Annotated in this window: 16 protein-coding genes, 1 tRNA gene and 2 pseudogenes; 8 read left to right on the forward strand and 11 right to left on the reverse strand. The window is 62.3% G+C overall.

Going from position 1 to position 17300, the window contains the following annotated elements:
* The first annotated feature begins 54 nt into the window (after positions 1-54).
* The 7 genes from IB272_RS02710 (at position 55) to IB272_RS02740 (ending at position 6967) form a co-directional block, all read left to right on the forward strand.
* Complete coding sequence (locus tag IB272_RS02710; protein WP_060581891.1) at positions 55-2154, forward strand: bifunctional rhamnulose-1-phosphate aldolase/short-chain dehydrogenase; 2100 nt, start codon at positions 55-57, stop codon at positions 2152-2154.
* 14 nt (positions 2155-2168) lie between these two features.
* Positions 2169-3464, forward strand: coding sequence for an L-rhamnose catabolism isomerase (rhaI, locus tag IB272_RS02715; RefSeq protein WP_060581890.1), 1296 nt, complete (start codon positions 2169-2171; stop codon positions 3462-3464).
* Between the two features lie 156 nt (positions 3465-3620).
* Positions 3621-3875, forward strand: coding sequence for a GlsB/YeaQ/YmgE family stress response membrane protein (locus IB272_RS02720; protein WP_034796969.1), 255 nt, complete (start codon positions 3621-3623; stop codon positions 3873-3875).
* Between the two features lie 127 nt (positions 3876-4002).
* Positions 4003-4191 carry a hypothetical protein gene (locus IB272_RS02725; RefSeq protein ID WP_034796970.1) on the forward strand — a complete coding sequence of 63 codons (189 nt, stop codon included), beginning with the start codon at positions 4003-4005 and terminating at the stop codon, positions 4189-4191.
* 88 nt (positions 4192-4279) lie between these two features.
* Complete coding sequence (locus IB272_RS02730) at positions 4280-4741, forward strand: YbaK/EbsC family protein (RefSeq protein WP_034796972.1); 462 nt, start codon at positions 4280-4282, stop codon at positions 4739-4741.
* A 121-nt stretch (positions 4742-4862) separates the two neighbouring features.
* Entirely contained in the window at positions 4863-5249 is a 387-nt protein-coding gene (locus tag IB272_RS02735; RefSeq protein WP_043613096.1) for a DUF930 domain-containing protein, read from the forward strand.
* Positions 5250-5719: 470 nt separating this feature from the next.
* Positions 5720-6967, forward strand: coding sequence for a glycosyltransferase family 2 protein (locus tag IB272_RS02740; protein ID WP_060581909.1), 1248 nt, complete (start codon positions 5720-5722; stop codon positions 6965-6967).
* 104 nt (positions 6968-7071) lie between these two features.
* Here IB272_RS02740 and IB272_RS02745 read toward each other — a convergent pair whose 3' ends face one another.
* From IB272_RS02745 to IB272_RS02775, 8 genes and pseudogenes are all read right to left on the reverse strand, one after another.
* The gene (locus tag IB272_RS02745) at positions 7072-7293 is read right to left on the reverse strand and encodes a hypothetical protein (RefSeq protein ID WP_034796981.1); all 222 of its coding nucleotides are present in this window, start codon (positions 7291-7293) and stop codon (positions 7072-7074) included.
* Positions 7294-7547: 254 nt separating this feature from the next.
* Positions 7548-7802 (reverse strand): annotated as a pseudogene (locus IB272_RS35545) (flagellin); the annotation flags it as partial.
* A 1113-nt stretch (positions 7803-8915) separates the two neighbouring features.
* Positions 8916-9311 (reverse strand): annotated as a pseudogene (locus IB272_RS35550) (flagellin); the annotation flags it as partial.
* Positions 9312-9488: 177 nt separating this feature from the next.
* Positions 9489-10535 carry an acyltransferase gene (locus IB272_RS02755; RefSeq protein ID WP_060581889.1) on the reverse strand — a complete coding sequence of 349 codons (1047 nt, stop codon included), beginning with the start codon at positions 10533-10535 and terminating at the stop codon, positions 9489-9491.
* A 196-nt stretch (positions 10536-10731) separates the two neighbouring features.
* Complete coding sequence (locus tag IB272_RS02760) at positions 10732-12237, reverse strand: tripartite tricarboxylate transporter permease (protein WP_060581888.1); 1506 nt, start codon at positions 12235-12237, stop codon at positions 10732-10734.
* 1 nt (position 12238) lies between these two features.
* The gene (locus IB272_RS02765; protein ID WP_082566601.1) at positions 12239-12760 is read right to left on the reverse strand and encodes a tripartite tricarboxylate transporter TctB family protein; all 522 of its coding nucleotides are present in this window, start codon (positions 12758-12760) and stop codon (positions 12239-12241) included.
* Between the two features lies 1 nt (position 12761).
* Positions 12762-13742, reverse strand: coding sequence for a tripartite tricarboxylate transporter substrate binding protein (locus IB272_RS02770; protein ID WP_244546723.1), 981 nt, complete (start codon positions 13740-13742; stop codon positions 12762-12764).
* Positions 13743-13796: 54 nt separating this feature from the next.
* Positions 13797-14867 carry a 4-oxalomesaconate tautomerase gene (locus IB272_RS02775; protein WP_060581887.1) on the reverse strand — a complete coding sequence of 357 codons (1071 nt, stop codon included), beginning with the start codon at positions 14865-14867 and terminating at the stop codon, positions 13797-13799.
* A 98-nt stretch (positions 14868-14965) separates the two neighbouring features.
* On the opposite strand from IB272_RS02775, the gene IB272_RS02780 reads away from it, so the two are divergent.
* Positions 14966-15865 carry a LysR family transcriptional regulator gene (locus IB272_RS02780; RefSeq protein WP_034796999.1) on the forward strand — a complete coding sequence of 300 codons (900 nt, stop codon included), beginning with the start codon at positions 14966-14968 and terminating at the stop codon, positions 15863-15865.
* Positions 15866-15943: 78 nt separating this feature from the next.
* On the opposite strand, the gene IB272_RS02785 is transcribed toward IB272_RS02780, so the two are convergent.
* From IB272_RS02785 to IB272_RS02795, 3 genes are all read right to left on the reverse strand, one after another.
* A tRNA-Phe gene (locus IB272_RS02785) sits at positions 15944-16019 on the reverse strand.
* Positions 16020-16360: 341 nt separating this feature from the next.
* Complete coding sequence (yacG, locus tag IB272_RS02790; protein ID WP_034797000.1) at positions 16361-16573, reverse strand: DNA gyrase inhibitor YacG; 213 nt, start codon at positions 16571-16573, stop codon at positions 16361-16363.
* A gap of 4 nt (positions 16574-16577) precedes the next feature.
* Positions 16578-17198, reverse strand: a complete 621-nt coding sequence (locus IB272_RS02795; protein ID WP_034797002.1) for a Maf-like protein — start codon at positions 17196-17198, stop codon at positions 16578-16580.
* Positions 17199-17300 lie beyond the last annotated feature (102 nt).

Genomic DNA, 17300 nt, shown 5'->3' on the forward strand with positions numbered 1-17300 from the left:
ACATCTCTGCGCGGTCGCCAAGCCGCGCGATATCAGACCGGGAGGAAATTCGAGATGCTCGACAAGCAGCAGGGTGCGCGACTTGCAAACCTTTGGGACGAGGCTAAGGCTGCCGGCATGAGCGAATCCGAGCGCCTGCTCTATCGCTCCAACCTGCTCGGCTCCGATAAGCGCATCACCAACTACGGCGGCGGTAACACCTCGGCCAAGGTGATGGAGAAGGATCCGCTTGGGGGCGGCACGGTCGAGGTGCTCTGGGTCAAGGGTTCGGGCGGCGACGTCGGAACGATCAAGCTCGACGGTTTTGCCACTCTCTACATGGAAAAGCTCAACGCGCTGAAGTCGATTTATCGCGGTGTCGCGTTCGAAGACGAGATGGTCGGCTACCTGCCGCACTGCACTTTCAACCTCAATCCACGCGCCGCCTCGATCGACACCCCGCTGCATGCCTACGTGCCGAAGAAGCATGTCGACCACATGCATCCCGACGCGATCATCGCGATTGCCGCGGCCAAGAATAGCCGCGAGCTGACGGCAAAGATCTTCGGCGACGACATCGGCTGGCTGCCGTGGAAGCGCCCGGGCTACGAGCTCGGCCTGTGGCTGGAAAAGTTCTGCCTGGAAAACCCGCGCGCACGCGGTGTGGTGCTTGAAAGCCATGGCCTCTTCACCTGGGGCGACACGGCGAAAGAAGCCTACGAGACGACGGTCGAGATCATCAACAAGGCGATCGCCTGGTTCGAGGCCGAGAACACCAAGCCTGCTTTTGGCGGCGCGGTGAAGCCGGCGCTCGACGCGGCCGCCCGCGCCGACGTCGCCCGCAAGCTGATGCCGGTCATCCGCGGGCTGATCAGCGCCGACGAGAAGAAGGTCGGCCATTTCGACGACAGCCAGGCCGTGCTCGATTTCGTCACGTCGAAGGATCTGAAGCCGCTGGCCGCTCTTGGCACCAGCTGCCCCGACCATTTCCTGCGCACCAAGATCCGGCCGCTGGTGGTCGATTTCGATCCGGCCAGTCCCGATGTCGACAAGACGCTGGCAGCGCTGCCCGAAGCGATCGCCGCCTATCGCGCCGACTATGCGGCCTACTACGAGCGCTGCAAGCACGAAGACAGCCCCGCCATGCGCGACCCGAACGCGGTCGTCTATCTCGTGCCCGGCGTCGGCATGATCACCTTTGCCAAGGACAAGGCGACCGCCCGCATCTCCGGCGAGTTCTACGTCAACGCCATCAACGTCATGCGCGGCGCCTCCGGCGTTTCCACCTATGTCGGCCTGCCGGAACAGGAAGCCTTCGACATCGAATACTGGCTGCTGGAGGAAGCAAAGCTGCAGCGCATGCCGAAGCCGAAGAGCCTCGCCGGCCGCATCGCGCTCGTTACCGGCGGCGCCGGCGGTATCGGCAAGGCGACGGCCAACCGGCTGATGCAGGAAGGCGCCTGCGTCGTGCTCGCCGATATCGATGAGACCGCGCTTGCGGCGGCCGAAGGCGAACTGTCCAAGCGCTACGGCAAGGATTTCGTCCGCTCTGTCAGCATGAACGTCACCAGCGAAGCGGCGGTCGAGGGCGGTTTTGCCGACGCGCTGCTTGCCTTCGGCGGCCTCGATATCCTGGTCTCCAATGCCGGCCTCGCCTCGTCGGCCGCGATCGAAGACACGACGCTGGCGCTCTGGACCAAGAACATCGACATCCTGACGACCGGCTACTTCCTCGTCTCGCGTGAAGCCTTCCGCATCTTCCGCCAGCAGAAGGTCGGCGGCAACGTCGTCTTCGTCGCCTCCAAGAACGGTCTTGCCGCCTCCCCCGGCGCATCTGCCTATTGCACCGCCAAGGCGGCCGAAATCCACCTCGCCCGCTGCCTGGCGCTCGAAGGGGCTGGCGCGCAGATCCGCGTCAACGTCGTGAACCCCGACGCGGTGTTGCGCGGCTCGAAGATCTGGACTGGCGAGTGGAAGGAACAGCGCGCCGCCGCCTACAAGATGGATGTGGACGACCTCGAGGCGCATTATCGCGAGCGCTCGATGCTGAAGCTCAGCGTCTTCCCCGAGGATATCGCCGAGGCGATCTATTTCCTCGCCTCCGACATGTCGGCGAAATCGACCGGCAACATCATCAATGTCGACGCGGGCAACGCCCAGTCCTTCACCCGCTGATCGAGGAGAGTTTCATGACGACCACCATGATCAGCCAGGCGACCGTCGAGGCCGAGAACGAAAGCCGGCTCACCGCACTTCGCCGGGATTATGAGAGCCTCGGCGAAAGGCTCAACCGGCGCGGCATCGCGATCGACGAGATCAAGCGGAAGGTCGCCGCCTACGGTGTTGCCGTGCCTTCCTGGGGTGCCGGCACCGGCGGCACGCGCTTTGCCCGCTTCCCCGGCAAGGGCGAACCGCGCAACATCTTCGACAAGCTCGAGGATTGCGCGGTCATCCAGCAGTTGACCCGGGCGACGCCGACCGTCTCGCTGCATATCCCCTGGGACAAGGTGAGCGACATTTCCGAACTAAAGGAGAAGGGCACGTCGCTCGGCCTCGGTTTCGATGCGATGAACTCCAACACCTTCTCCGACGCGCCGGGCCAGGAACATTCCTACAAGTTCGGCTCGCTGTCGCATGCCGACGCCGCCACGCGCGCCCAAGCGGTGGAGCACAATCTCGAATGCATCGAGATCGGCCGGCAGCTCGGGTCCAAGGCGCTGACGGTCTGGGTCGGCGACGGCTCCAACTTCCCCGGCCAGAGCAACTTCACCCGCGCTTTCGAGCGTTATCTCGACTCGATGAAATCGGTCTACGCGGCGCTGCCGGATGACTGGCGCGTCTACACCGAACACAAGATGTTCGAGCCGGCCTTCTATTCGACCGTCGTCCAGGACTGGGGCAGCAACTACCTGATCGCCCAGGAGCTCGGCCCCAAGGCCTTCTGCCTTGTCGACCTTGGCCACCATGCGCCGAACGTCAACATCGAGATGATCGTCGCCCGCCTCATCCAGTTCGGCAAGCTCGGCGGCTTCCACTTCAACGATTCGAAGTATGGTGACGACGATCTCGACACCGGTTCGATCGATCCCTACCGGCTGTTCCTCGTCTTCAACGAACTCGTCGATGCGGAGACCCGCAAGGCCAAGGGGTTCGAGCCGGCGCACATGCTCGACCAGAGCCACAACGTCACCGACCCGATCGAAAGCCTGATGACGAGTGCCACCGAGGTCTGCCGCGCCTATGCCCAGGCGCTGATTGTCGACCGCCAGGCACTCGCGGGCTACCAGGACGACAACGACGCGCTGATGGCGAGCGAGACGCTGAAGGTAGCCTTCCGCACCGACGTCGAGCCTATTCTCGCAATGGCGCGGCTCGAAAGCGGCGGCGCAATCGCACCTGTCGCGGCCTATCGCAAGAGCGGTTACCGCGCGAAAGTCGCGGCTGAGCGCCCGGCCGTTGCCGGCGGCGGGGGCGGTATCGTCTGACCCTGAAACGAGCGGCGCCGGGCTGCCATTTGAGGCCCGGCGCCGCATCCCACGCTCGACGGCTCAAAAAATCGCTGCGCGATGAAATTGCCCCCTATCTGATTTCAATTCCTGATCTATCTTTCCCTTGGAGATTCAACGGAAAGGGACCCGTTCATGGGCATTGAAAGCATTCTCGTCTTCCTGATCGTCGGCGCGGTCGCCGGCTGGCTCGCCGGCCTCATTGTCAAGGGCGGCGGTTTCGGCCTCATCGGCAATATGGTCGTCGGCATCATCGGCGCCTTCATCGCCGGCTTCCTCTTTCCGGCGATCGGCATCAGCCTCGGCACCGGCATCCTTTCAGCGATCCTGCACGCGACGATCGGTGCCGTCATCCTTTTGGTGCTGATCCGCATCGTCAAACAGGCCTGACCCATCGCCGGCGGCAGTACCCTTCGCGCCCGGAATATCCCCGGCCGTTCCATCTGGACGCGCGAAGGGGGCTGTAGCACTGTGATCTGCTGGACGGGACATCGCACATAGCCAGACGGAGGCGAGCATGAACGCTCTTTACACCGACAAGATCGAAACGGCGCTCAAGTCGTTCATTGCGGATCACCCGGGAATGCAGACACGGGATCAGGCGATCATCGCGATCCTCGAAAACTGGTTCACCAATCACGGCTACCTGCCACCGCAGCAGGAAGGTCTGCGCCCGGAAGACCTTGACGCTTCCAACGACGATTGAGAGATTTGCGCGCCCGGCACGAAGGACCATAGCGCTTCTTGCGCCGCGGCGGCCACCCTTTGCCTTTTCAATAACGTGAACTGTCGCCATGAGCCTGACCTCCGTCAAAGACTTCTTCTCCCAGCACGCCCCAGATATCGACGTCATCGAGCTACAACAAAGCACCGCCACGGTTGCTCTTGCGGCCGAGGGCCACGGCGTCGAGCCGGCCCAGATCGCCAAGACGCTGGCGCTTCGCGTCGGCGACGACGTGATCCTGATCGTCACGCGTGGCGACGCCCGCCTCGACAACAAGAAGTACAAGGCCCGCTTCGGCACAAAGGCGCGCATGCTTGGTTTCGACGAGGTGGAAGCCGAGACCGGCCACCCGGTCGGCGGCGTCTGCCCCTTCGGTCTCGCCAAGCCGCACAGCATCTATTGCGACCTGTCGCTCAAGGCCTACGACATCGTCGTGCCGGCCGCCGGTGCCACCAATGCGGCTGTGCACATCAGCCCGACCCGCATCGCCGAGCTGACCGGCGCCGAGTGGATCGACGTATCGGAAGCGTAGTTTGCCGTTGCGGATACGGGGCATGCCTTGGAATGGCCACAAAGCTTAACTGAAACCGCAAGCGCGCGCCCGGCAGTGATTTGCCGGGTTGGTCCTTTCCGTTCCCAGGAGTCCGTCAAGCATGAAGCTACTCGCGTACCCGCTCGTCTTCGCCGCCACATTCTCCCCGGCGCTGGCGATGGATCAGTCCCTGGTACGTCAGTTCGAGAAGCTCGACCCCCAGACCCGCCTGGAGCAGCGCTGCGACACCGAAGCGATGGAGCGCATCAACGCCGACAAGTCGAGCTTCAAACCGGACAAGGTGATTGCCTATACTTTCGCCGAACCGGTCGTGAAGGAAGACAAGATGAAGGCGCCGGGCGCTGTGTTCCGCAGCAAGGGCGAATGGTACAAGCTGAAGTTCAAGTGCCGCACCGACGCCGAGCACCTGGATGTCCTGTCCTTCGAATACAAGATCGGTGAGCTTGTGCCGCACGAGAGTTGGGACGAATTCTACCTTTATCCCTGACAGGCGTCGAAGGACGCGGTGGCCTTGAGGGCAGAGAGCCCTAGAGGATGGCCACGAGAAAGAGCAGGGAGCCGAACGAGAGCGCGGCCATGATGCTCATCAGCATTTTCATCATGTGCTCTGCCATATCGTACACCCTTACCTCGGCTCCATCGGAACGAACGCGACGGCGTATCCCGTCCGGCAGCTCCGGTCCGTCGCACAAGGGGCGGCGTGAGCCTGATCCGAGAGTGCGCCAGCATGGTTAACAAAGCGTTAACTGCGTTCGACCGGCGCCGAGAGGGGGCCGACATCGCCTATCCAAGACAAGGCTCACACAAGATCGAAGCGGAATAAGGAATGTGCAGGGGGCGTTCCCTGTATGCGCGGGACACCTGCGCCGTGCGGGCAGCGCCAGGGCTGGCGATGCGGGCAACGGCAACGTCCGAAGAGACTGGAAACCGCGCGAGAAAAGCACCATGGAGAGGCGCGTGAGCCAGGTTAAGCTGAGCATTTGCATTCCAACCTACAATCGCGCAGCCTTTCTCGAGAAGTCGCTCGCCTACTTCGTCGACCTTTACCAATTCTCCTATAAGTACGAGATCATCATCTCCGACAACGCGTCTACCGACGACACGCGCGACGTGGCCGAGCGTTTCATCGCCAAGGGCCTGCCGATCCGCTACCTCAGGCAGGCGGAGAACTACGGTTCCGGCGCCAACGTCGTCAGCGCCTTCAGCCGCGCGACCGGCGAATATGTGCTCTATCTCGCCGACGACGACATCCTGATCAATGAAGGCATACGCGAGGCGATCCGCTACCTGGATCTCAATCCGGAAGTCACCGCCTGCTACGCGCCCTGGTACACGCATGACGAAGTCGAGGAGCGCGATGATCCGCCGTTCTACATCGTCGACAAGGACACGAAGTTCAAGAAGCGCGCTTCCGAGGAAGTGTTCGACTTCCTCTGCGAGCGACACGTGTTTCCGGAAATCGGCATCTACCGGGCGTCGGCACTACGGTCGGCCTGGGTGCCCAGGAACTTCGCCTACTGGGCCTTCGCCTATCTCGCCCATTTTCTGGAGCAGGGCGCCGTCGCCTTCCTGAGAAAGCCGTTCTACCGACAGGTCACCCGTTCGAAGATTGCCCGCGACCGGCCGCAAGCCGGCCATGCCGACGTGCTCACCGCCTGGGACAGCTACCGCGGCGGCCTTGAATATTTTCTCTATTCCGGTGCCAAGCGCGGCGCCGTGCGGCTAACACCGGAGCGCCGGGCCTATCTCGATGCGCAGGTGAGGGATTTCACCATGCTGCGCATGACGGTCGCCCTGCGCATGTGGCTCGCGAAGAAGGACTACATCCGCGCCTATGAGCTTTATACTCGCCTGATGCTCGGCGGCTTCGAACACCATCCCGAACTGCAGCGATCAAAGGGCGTTCTGCCGCTCATGGTCGCCCTGCAGACGGTGATGTGGCACACGAACGCGGTCGCCGAGATCGATCGTCTGGTGCTGCACGGCGTCGAAGACCATGGTGCGATCGAAGAGTTGTTGCGTGACCTTGGCCTGCGCTCCCATATCGCCGTCGTTCCCGGTACAACGGAACTCACGCCGGACGAAATTGCCCGCACTGCCGTCTTCGTCACGGCCGACAGCGATCGCAAGCACTATCTTCGCAAGGGGCACCTGCCGAACCTAGTGGTCAGCGAAAGCGACATCCTCAACCACGTTCTGCTTTAAAACATAAAGGGCGCCGCTGGCGCCCTCGTTTGCTTCGCAGGTTATGCCGGGTAGCGCGACGGGCAAAAAGGCCGCTTGGCCACGCACGCGCCACGGATACCGCATTACTTGCGCATGATGCCCTTGTAATAGGCGCCGTTGCGCGGCGGCGGGCGGTTCACGACCTTGGCCTCAGGGTTGTACTTCTCGCTCTTGTGGCCTTCGTTGATGGGCGTTGTCGATACGCCCTTGTAGTAGCTTCCGCCGGCAAATGCCGGAGCAACGCCGCCCACGGCGACCGTCGCAGTCACCAAAGCTGCCAGAGAGAGTGTCGCAAGTTTACGCATGTCTAATCCTCGTTGACCCGGCCACGCCCCCGTTTTTCCGGATGTCGCGGCCTAAATTGTGCGGCGACGAACTGCGCCGCTCAGGTCCTCCCGGGCGCCAGAATAGGCAGAAGCTGCGACACGCCTGTAACGCAGGTGACAGACCGAGGAGCCTCGGCTGAGTTATGTTCCGGGGTCAGTCGAGGCAGGTCCGCAGAGCCGACGATATTCTCCCCTCTTAATCGCGCCCTCCAAATCCACCTCTGCGGCTTGTCTCAGCGGAAGAGCTGCAGGATGTTCTGAGCGTCGGAGTTGGCGATCTGCAAAGCCTGAATGCCGAGCTGCTCCTGCGACTGCAAGGCCTTCAGCCGCGTCGATGTCTCGTTCATGTCGGCATCCACCAGGCGCCCGACCCCCTTGTCTATCGTCGCCATCAGCGTTTGAGCGAAGGTCGTTTGCATGTCGATGCGCGACAGCAGCGAACCGAGCGCCGCTGCACCATCGATGGTCCGCTGCAGGACGACTTCGATGTAGTGGAGATAGGAATCGACCGATTGCGGGTTGGCCGCGATATCGACGTCAAGGAAGTTTCTGCGGGCGATCGGTTCGATGTTCACGTCAATGTTGGTGAAGCCGATAAAGGTTCCGGCACCGGATTTCCGATCGACGGCCGGATCGGACTTTATCAGGATGCCCCCTGAGCCGTTGTTCTGAATGATGGTGTTCGGCCGCGTGATGAGCGACTGAAGCACCGTCACCATCTCGTCGACCGTTTCGATCTTGCCGGTATCCTTGCCCAGCAGCGCGTTCACCTGATTGCGGTCGAAGGAATGGGTGCTGGGAGCTTCGCCGTTCACCGAAAAATTGAAGGATACGACGACGTCCTTGTAGACCTCGAACTGCTCGAACGTCAGCGTCATCTCCGATCCGCGCTCGCCGAAATCCGAGTTTTCAACGAGACCAGCTCCGCCGCCGCTCGACGTGCTGACGACCAGATTGGCGACCTCGACATAGGACCCGTCGAGGCCGGAATTCTGCTGTGTCATGAAGCCGATTTGATTGATAATGGGGGCGTAAGGCTCATAGGGGTGCCTATATGTCCTGACCGTGGCGCCGGCCCCCGCCTGTTTGACCGCGTGGTCGAGCACTGCTGCATATTGCGTGTAGTCCGATATCACGCCGTTGGCAGCGGCGCCGAGCACCGTATCGACGGTGGTGCGATCGACGGTGACCGAGGTCGTCTTTCCGGCGTGTAGCGGCAGCGAGAGACCTTGAGAGCTGCTGTCCTTGTCGACGATGACGTCAAACGTGATCTTGTCGCCCGCGTTCGAAAAACTGAGCGGCCCCGTGAAATGGAACACGAATTCGCCAGCCTGGCCCGCCCGGTTGTTGTAGTTGCTGTTGGTGGTGTAGCCGTCGACATCGACCGAGGTCACGAAGCGGATCCCGCCGACGGTCCTCAGATCCCGCGTGTCGGCCTGCAGGATGCCGCCGCCGGTGCTGTTGAACAGCGAGGAGTCCCGCAGGAAAAAGTCGGCCGTGTTCAGCGACACGCCGTTTCGGGCGTCTCTCGAAAACGAGGAGGCGACAGAAGTGCGATTCAGATCGCTGTCATAGATGTCGGAGACATTGGTTCTCAGCCAGTTCTGTCCGCTGAAGCTCGCCGAATCCACGATGCTCAGGATCTGCTGCTTGAGCTGGTCGAGCTCCTTCTGGAGCTTGCCCTTGTCGACGCCGGGTTCCCTCGCCGTCACCAGCCTGGCCTTGAACTCGCTGAGAATACCGGTAACGGCATCCATCGCCGCATAGGCCGTCTCGACCTTGGCCGCTCCCAGCCCGAGCGCGTCCTGGACCGCAGACACGGCCTTGGCGTCGGAGCGCATGGTTGTCGAGATCGACCAATAGGCGGCGTTGTCGGCCGCCGTCTGAATTCTCAGGCCCGAGTTCAGTTGCCCGCGGACCTGAGCCATGTCGGAGTTAATCGTACGCAGAGTCTGGAGCGCAGAAATCGCTCCAGCGTTCGTGAGAATGCTGACCATATTAGTGACATCTTAAAATTGAAAAATGCCCTTCATGGGCCGCTGTGATTGTGGCGATACAACCAAATACGTGGTTAACACCGACTTAAGAAACCTCGCCTCGGGGCGCAAATATTGCGTCAGCCCTTCCGATGGTTGGCAATAATTGCGCCCTTGCTCCTCGCCCTGCAGGCGGGGTCAGGCACGCTCGGCCGCCAGCGGCACCGGTTGGGTTACGGGGAACAGGGCTTTCAGGGCGTCGAAGTGCCTTTCCACCAGATGCCAGGAAATCGTCGCGACGATGACCGTGATGGTGCTCATGATGACGAACGTCATCGGCCCCGCCCTGTAGAGCGCCGGCCACTGTTCGGCGACCAGCCACCAGAGCGCCATGTGGTACACATAGGTCGCGTAACTGACGCGGCTGAGGAAGCGCGTGACGGGGTTTGCCAGGAGATAGGCCGACACGCCCTTGTATCCGATGTAGGAACTCAGAACGATCGAGGCCAGCGCGTAGATGCAAAGCAACTTATAGGTTTCCGAATGGCCGAACTTGAAACCGACGAAGAGAGGTGACGCGATGATCGCGACAGATGCGAGGTTGTTGAGCTTGCTCGTCAGAACCGCCCGCACATCGGCATTGTCCTTGACCAGGGCCAGGATCGCCCCTGCCGCCACCGGGTCAAAGGCAAGAACGATGTTTGACCAGGCGAGAAGACCGAGCTCGTCGCTATAGGTTCGGGCGATCACCGACATCGTGAAGATGAGGACATAAGCCACGAATATGTGCCGCCGGCTCAGGAAGATGATGATCAGCGGAGCGGTAAGGTAGAACTGCTCGACGATGTTGAGGCTCCAGAGATGCGCGGCAACCCAGGGCTCCCAGTCCTGGGTGATGGCGAAATACAGGCTCGACATCTGAAACGTGTGCCACGCCAGGCTGTTGCGTATGCCATCCATGTTGAACAGTGCCGCCACGAACAGCATCAGGAACAGCGCCGGAAGCAGGCGAAGCGAGCGGCGAATGTAGAAATTGGTGACGTTGATCGTTGCCTGGGTGTCTTTTGCCGACAGCAGGATCACCCCGATCAAGAAGCCGCTGATGATGAAGAAGAGTGAAACTCGAACAGATTCAAGTGTGGGATGCTCGTTCCAGTAATGAACGTACAGTACCCCCGTCATGGCGATCACGCGAAGCCCGTCAATTTGCTCCCGCCTGTCGCCGCGCGCTCCCGTCGCAGCCATTCCTTTGTCCCCGCAGGATCTATTACTTAAATTATTTCTACTTAAGAGTATCCTTGGAGATTACGCCGCTTCCGCGCACTTGTGAAGAGGAGCGATGTTCTTGACCGATCGGCGACGATACCTCGCCCGCCAGCCCAAAACAGAAAGGCCACGGGCGCCGCGTGCCCGTGGCCTTTCCAACGTTTAGAAGCAAACCTTAGGCTTCCTTGAAGACCTCGTCGCGGTTTCGCCGCATCGACGGCGAGATGGCGATCACAAGCGCCATGACGGCGATCGCCAGCAGAATTGCCGACAGCGGCGATTGCAGGAAGGTCAGCGGGCTGCCGCCGGAGATAATCAGCGACTGGCGCAGCTTCTCCTCGAGCAAGCGGCCTAGCACGAAGCCGAGCGCCAGCGGCGCAGGCTCGAATTCGAGCTTGTAGAGGGCGTAGCCGATGATCCCGAACAGGGCGGCCATCATTACCTGGGCCGCATCGTTGGCGATCGAGTAGAGGCCGATGCAGCAGAAGCAGACGATGGCCGGAAACAGGAGGCGATAGGGCACGCGCAGCAGCTTCACCCACAGACCGATCAGCGGCAGGTTGATGATGACCAGCATGAGGTTGCCGATCCACATCGAGGCGATGAGCCCCCAGAACAGTTCCGGATTGCGCTCGATCACCTGTGGCCCGGGCACGATGCCCTGGATCATCATCGCGCCGACCATCAGCGCCATCACCGCATTCGGCGGCAGGCCGAGGGTGAGAAGCGGGATGAACGAGGTCTGCGCGCCGGCATTGTTGGCGCTTTCCGGGCCGGCGACGGCCGCCGGTGCGCCATGGCCGAAGTCCTGCGGCCGCTTCGACATACGCTTTTCCACCGCATAGCTGGCAAAGGGGCCGAGGATCGCGCCGTTGCCCGGCAGAACGCCAAGGACAGAGCCGAGGAAGGTGCCGCGCAGGATCGGCGGGAAGTTATCCTTCAGCTCCTTCAGCGTCGGCCACAGGCGGCCAATGCGGCTGCGCACGACATCGCGGGATTCCGGATCGGCAAGGTTCTTGAAGATCTCGCCGAAGCCGAAGATGCCCATGGCCAGCACGACGAATTCGATGCCGTCCTGGAGCATTTCAAGGCCGAAGGTCATGCGCTCGCGACCCGTTTCCATATCGGCGCCGACACAGGAGAGCAGCACGCCGACGAGGATCATCGACACCGCCTTCAGAAGCGAGCCGTGCGCCAGCACGACGGCAAAGACGAGGCCCATGATCATCAGCGAAAAATACTCGGTCGGGCCGAAGAGAAGGCCCATGCGTGTCATCGGAACGCCGAGAGCGGCAATCACGATGGTGGCAACCGTGCCGGCAAAGAACGAACCGATCGCCGCGAGGCCGAGCGCAAGCCCCGCCTGGCCCTTCTGGGCCATCTTGTGGCCGTCGATGGCGGTGACGACCGCGGTCGCTTCCCCGGGAATGTTGACGAGGATGGCCGTGGTCGAGCCGCCGTACTGGGCGCCGTAATAGATGCCGGCGAGCATGATCAACGAGCCGGTCGGATCGAGCGAGAGGGTGACTGGCAGCAGGATCGCGATTGTGGCAACCGGGCCGACGCCGGGCAACACGCCCACCAGCGTGCCGATGAGACAGCCGATGAAGCAGAGCGCGATGTTCTGCACGGTGAACGCCACGGTCATGCCGAGGCCGAGATTGATAAAGACGTCCAGCATCTCAGTATCCTAGAAGCCACGGCGCAACGGGAACCGAAAGCCCGAGCGCATAGCGAAAGAGGCCGATGCAGAAGGCTGTTAGCACGGCGGCAAAGACAAGAAGTTCGCCAAGGCGCGCATCGCGCGCGGCCAGGCCGGAAGCGACGACCGCCAGCGGACAGGCGATCGAGAGGCCGAGACCGGGAATGGTAACCGGACCGAGATGATAGCCACGCACCGTAACGGCAAAGAGAACGACGCCGAGGATGACGGGGATCGTCTCGCGGATCGCCCAGCGGCCGGTCGAAGGCCCCGGATCCTTTCGGCTCAGCACCAGTTGCAGGAGCCCGAGCCCCAGGATGACGAGGGAAAGCAGCCGCGGCATCAGCCCCGAGCCGACGCCTTCCGAGGTCATGAAGGGCAGATCGGAGCCGGCCCACAGGCCAAGCCCGCCGAGGCCGACCAGCACGATGCCGGCAAGCCTCTCCCGGCCGAGCCCTCCCGCAGAGGGCTCGGTTTCAGTGTTCGTGGACGTGGCTTCCATCTTACTCGACCTTGATGTCGGCCGCTTTCACCACGTCGCCCCAGCGCGCGCGCTCCTTGGCCATGAAATCGGCAAAGGCCTGGGGGCCCATGGAGGACGGCACGGCGCCGTCGTTCTTCAGCTTGTCGAGCACGTCGGCATCGCTGAGCGTCTCGGTCGTCGCCGCCTCGAGCTTCGACTTTACGTCCGCCGGCATGCCCTTCGGACCGACGAGGCCATACCAGGCCGAGGCCGTGTAGCCCGGAACGCCGGCTTCAATGGCGGTCGGCACATCCGGCAGGCTCGCAAAGCGCTTGTCGCCGGTGACGGCAAGCGCCTTCAGCGTGCCGCTCTCGATCAGCCCGATCGCCGAGGGAATGGTGGTGACCATGAAGTCGATGTGGCCGCCGACGAGGTCGTTCACCGCCGGGCCTGCGCCCTTGTAAGGAACGTGCCTGACCTTGATGCCGGCGGTCTGGCCGAGCAGCAGCGCGCCGAGATGGCTGGCCGAGGCGTTGCCGGCCGAACCATAGACCAGCTCGCCGGACTTGGCCGCCTCGACCAGTTCGCCGAGCGTGTTGACCTTGAGCGATGGTCCGACAACGACGACGAGGGACGCATCCGCGATCATCGCGATCGGATCGAGGTCCGTGCCCGGATCGGCCTTCAGCTTGAAGATATGCGGGTTGACGACCATCGGGCCCTGATTGCCGATCAGCAGGGTGTAGCCGTCGGGATCAGCCGCAGCGGCGACTTCGGTTCCAAGGTTGGCGGCGGCACCCGGCCGGTTTTCGACGATGACGCGACCGCCGAGCGCCTTTTCAAGCCGCGCGGCAAAGACGCGGGCGATGGCATCCGTACCGCCGCCGGCGGCATAGGAAACCACCAGCGTGATCGGCTTGGACGGATAGGCTTCCTGCGCCATCACAGGGGCTGCGACCGACATGGTCATGGCGGCCCCGCACAGGGCCAGGGCGACGCGACGGGTAAATTTCATGGGCATTTTGTTCTCCTCCCAGTTCGTTAATGCATTCGCGACACGTTGCTCTGCAAGACCCTAAGCGTCTTTGCGAACAAGAGCCGCACCTTCAAACAGCCGACGCGTGGTGCGCATCACAGACACAGTCGGGCTATTGTCTCCTATGGCCTTCTCGACCCTTACCCGCAGTTCACCGGTCGGGTGCTCGAAGGAGAGCGTCGCCGGCAGCGAAAGCTCCGGAAAACGCCGACCCACCAGGCCGGTCGGGATCGTTGCCGCCAAACCGAGGCTTACGGCACCGGTCGTTGCAAGCGCGGTGTGGCAATTGGCGGGCGTGAAATAGCGCACGGCCAGATCGCCGCCGTTCGCGGGCGCCCCGATCAGCACCGGCTTCGGCAGAACCGACTGGCTGACATCCCCCATCCCCATCAGCCTTCCGGCCTCCCGCCGGATTTCCTCGAGCCGGGCCATGAAAGCCGCATCGGCGTCGAAAGCCGCAGCGGGCTCCGAGCCGCTGTAGCCCATATCCTCGGCGGTGATGATCACCACCGGCGTTGCGCCGTCCAGCAGCGTCACTTCAAGACCGAGAATGACATCGGTCGCCTTGCCGCTCGGCAGCAGTCGGCCGGTCTTGGCGCCGATCGCATCGCGAAAGGCCAGATAGACAGGGGCGGCCTTGCCCGGCACGCCGTCGATGGCGGCCTCTCCCTGATAGGCGATCGCGCCGCCGGGGGTCTGAATGCGGGCGTCGATGATCTTGCCGGTGTTGACGTTGTGAACCTTGATGACCGTTTCGTCGCCGGTCGGCAGAACCAGGCCGGCCTCGATGGCGAAAGGGCCGACGGCCGAGAGCATGTTGCCGCAGTTCGGCGCCGTATCGACGCTGCGCTCCAGCACCTTCACCTGGGCGAAGAGATAATCGACATCAGCTTCCGGACGGCTCGACGGACCGACGATCGCGACCTTGCTCGTCAGCGAGTTGCCGCCGCCGAGACCGTCGATCTGCAGCGGGTGGCCGGAGCCCATGATTTCGATCAGCAGGCGGTCGCGCTCGACAGGATCAGCCGGAAGATCGCGAGACAGAAAAAACGGTCCCTTCGACGTTCCGCCGCGCATCATCACGCAGGGTATCCTGATCAAGTCATCCATTCCGCATGCTCCTTCGGACCGGCCGCAACCGGCTGATCGGAGGGATCTCACGGATCAAATCTGTTGTGAAATGCAAAGAATGACGTAATTATTCCGATATGCGCAATAATTTCGAATTCCTCGACCTCAAGGCTTTTCTCGCCGTACTCGACCTCGGCTCGTTCAACGAAGCTGCCCGCCAGCTCAATCTTTCACAACCTGCGCTTTCACGGCGGATCAAGGGCTTTGAAGCCTCCGTCGGCGCGCAGTTGATCGAACGCACGACCCGGCACGTGGCGCCGACGCAGGTCGGGCGGGAGCTTCTGCCGCTGGTCCGGCGTCTGGTCGACGAATTCGAGGAATCGATCCTCTCGATCAGCGACCTCGGTGGGCGACACCGCGCCCAGGTCACCATCGCCTCGGTCCCGACCGCGGCCTTCTATTTTCTTCCCAGGGTTGTGCAATCCTTCAACGAGAAATTCCCGGGCATCCGCTTCCGAATCCTCGATCTCTCGGCCAATGAGGGCCTTGATGCGGTCGCCAACGGCGAGGTCGAATTCGGCATCAACATCACTGGGGCGGCGCGCCCTGATCTCAGCTTCACGCCGCTTGTCGACGACCCGTTCGTGCTCGCCTGCCGCCGCGATCATCCGCTGGCGACCTCGAAGCAACTGACCTGGGCGGATCTGACCGGCCACCCGCTGATCGGGGTCAGCAAGACCAGCGGCAACCGTGCCGTGCTCGACCGGGCGCTGACAACGGCCCAGGTGCAGCTCAACTGGTTCTACGAGGTCAACCACCTCTCGACCTCGCTCGGCCTCGTAGAGGCGGGCCTCGGCATCTCCGTGATGCCGCGGCTGGCCACACCCCAGGTCGAACACCCTGTTATCGCCACCGTGCCGCTGACCGCCCCCACCGTCAGCCGCACCATCGGCCTTGTCGAACGCCGCGGCGGCAGACTATCACCGGCCGCCATCCGCTTTCGCGAGATGCTGGTGCAGGAGTGGACGACGTATTGAGGGAGCGCAGCCGCATAGCGGACGCAAGGAAACGACACGGCAGCGCTTGAAGGAACCAAGATCTTCGAGAAGAAAGAATGGTGCCCGGAGGCGGATTTGAACCACCGACACGCGGATTTTCAATCCGCTGCTCTACCAACTGAGCTATCCGGGCATCCTGCCGTTTCGGGCATCGGCTCCTTTCGGAACCATCGGGGCGCTTGTGTTTGCCCCGGGAACGAGCGGGGTTATAGCATCTTGTTCGGCGGTGTCCAGCGCCAAATGAAAGTTTTTTGACCGAAATCCTGTGGACAATCGAGAAACCGAAAAAGCGAGGAGTTTCAGAGAGATCGCATTCTCTCCCTGGTCCATTTTTCGTGGAAAGTGGCCGTTGGAAGCCGAAAAAGATGATCGCCCGCACCCGGTGACGCGCGAGGATCTTCGAGGCGTCGTTCGCGGCAAAGAGGATGTGGGGAAGGAAAAGCCGGACCGGCCGGTCCGGCCGCAGCGGTACGCCTAGCGGTCGTCGCCGTCGTCGGCTTTCGCCTCGTCGTCGGCGACCGGAATAGCGTAGGAGCCGGAGAGCCAGCGATTGAGGTCGACGTTGCGGCAGCGGTCGGAGCAGAAGGGATAGTGTTCCCGATGCGACGGCCGGCCACATTCCGGACATGGGCGCGGTGCGCGCAGGGGCGCAACGTTCGAAGCGCTTTTCTTCGTTTCGTCGGTCACTCGTTCAGCCTTCCAGCCAACGATTGTGCACGTCATAGCCTTCGCCGACAAGCAGGCTGACGGTTTCGTAAAGCGGCAGGCCAACGACGTTGCTGTAGGAGCCGACGAGCTTGACCACGAAGCTGCCGGCGATGCCCTGGATGCCGTAGCCGCCCGCCTTGCCGCGCCATTGGCCCGAGGCGAGATAGCTTTCGATATCGAAACCGGACAGGCGCTTGAAGCGCACCTTGGTGTCGACGACCTTCTGGCGCACGGTCTTGTCCGGGGTGATCAGGCAGACGCCGGTGTAGACGCGATGACTGCGGCCGGAAAGAAGATGCAGCGCGCTCGAGGCTTCGCTGACGAGTTCCGGTTTCGGCAGGATGCGGCGGCCAACGCAAACGACCGTATCGGCTGCCAGAATGTAGCTTCCGTCCCAGCCGGCCTCGCCCTTGACTGCAGCAAGCGCCGCTCGCGCCTTTTCTGCCGACAGGCGCCTTGCGAGCGAACGCGGATGTTCGGCACGCTTCGGCGTCTCATCGAGATCCATCGGCATCAGGCGCGCGGGCTCGATGCCGGCTTGCGCCAGAAGCTCGACGCGACGCGGCGAACCGGACGCAAGTATCAGTTTCTTGGCCACTGTCATCGGAACGAGCCGTCACTCCAGAGCAATTCCAGCAAAATGCGATAGGCGGTTTACGTCTGGAATTGCAATCCAACCAAAGGTTAGAGCGTTTTCGCGATTCGA

The sequence above is a fragment of the Ensifer sp. ENS08 genome (assembly GCF_014852195.1).
Classification (GTDB): Bacteria; Pseudomonadota; Alphaproteobacteria; order Rhizobiales; family Rhizobiaceae; genus Ensifer; species Ensifer adhaerens.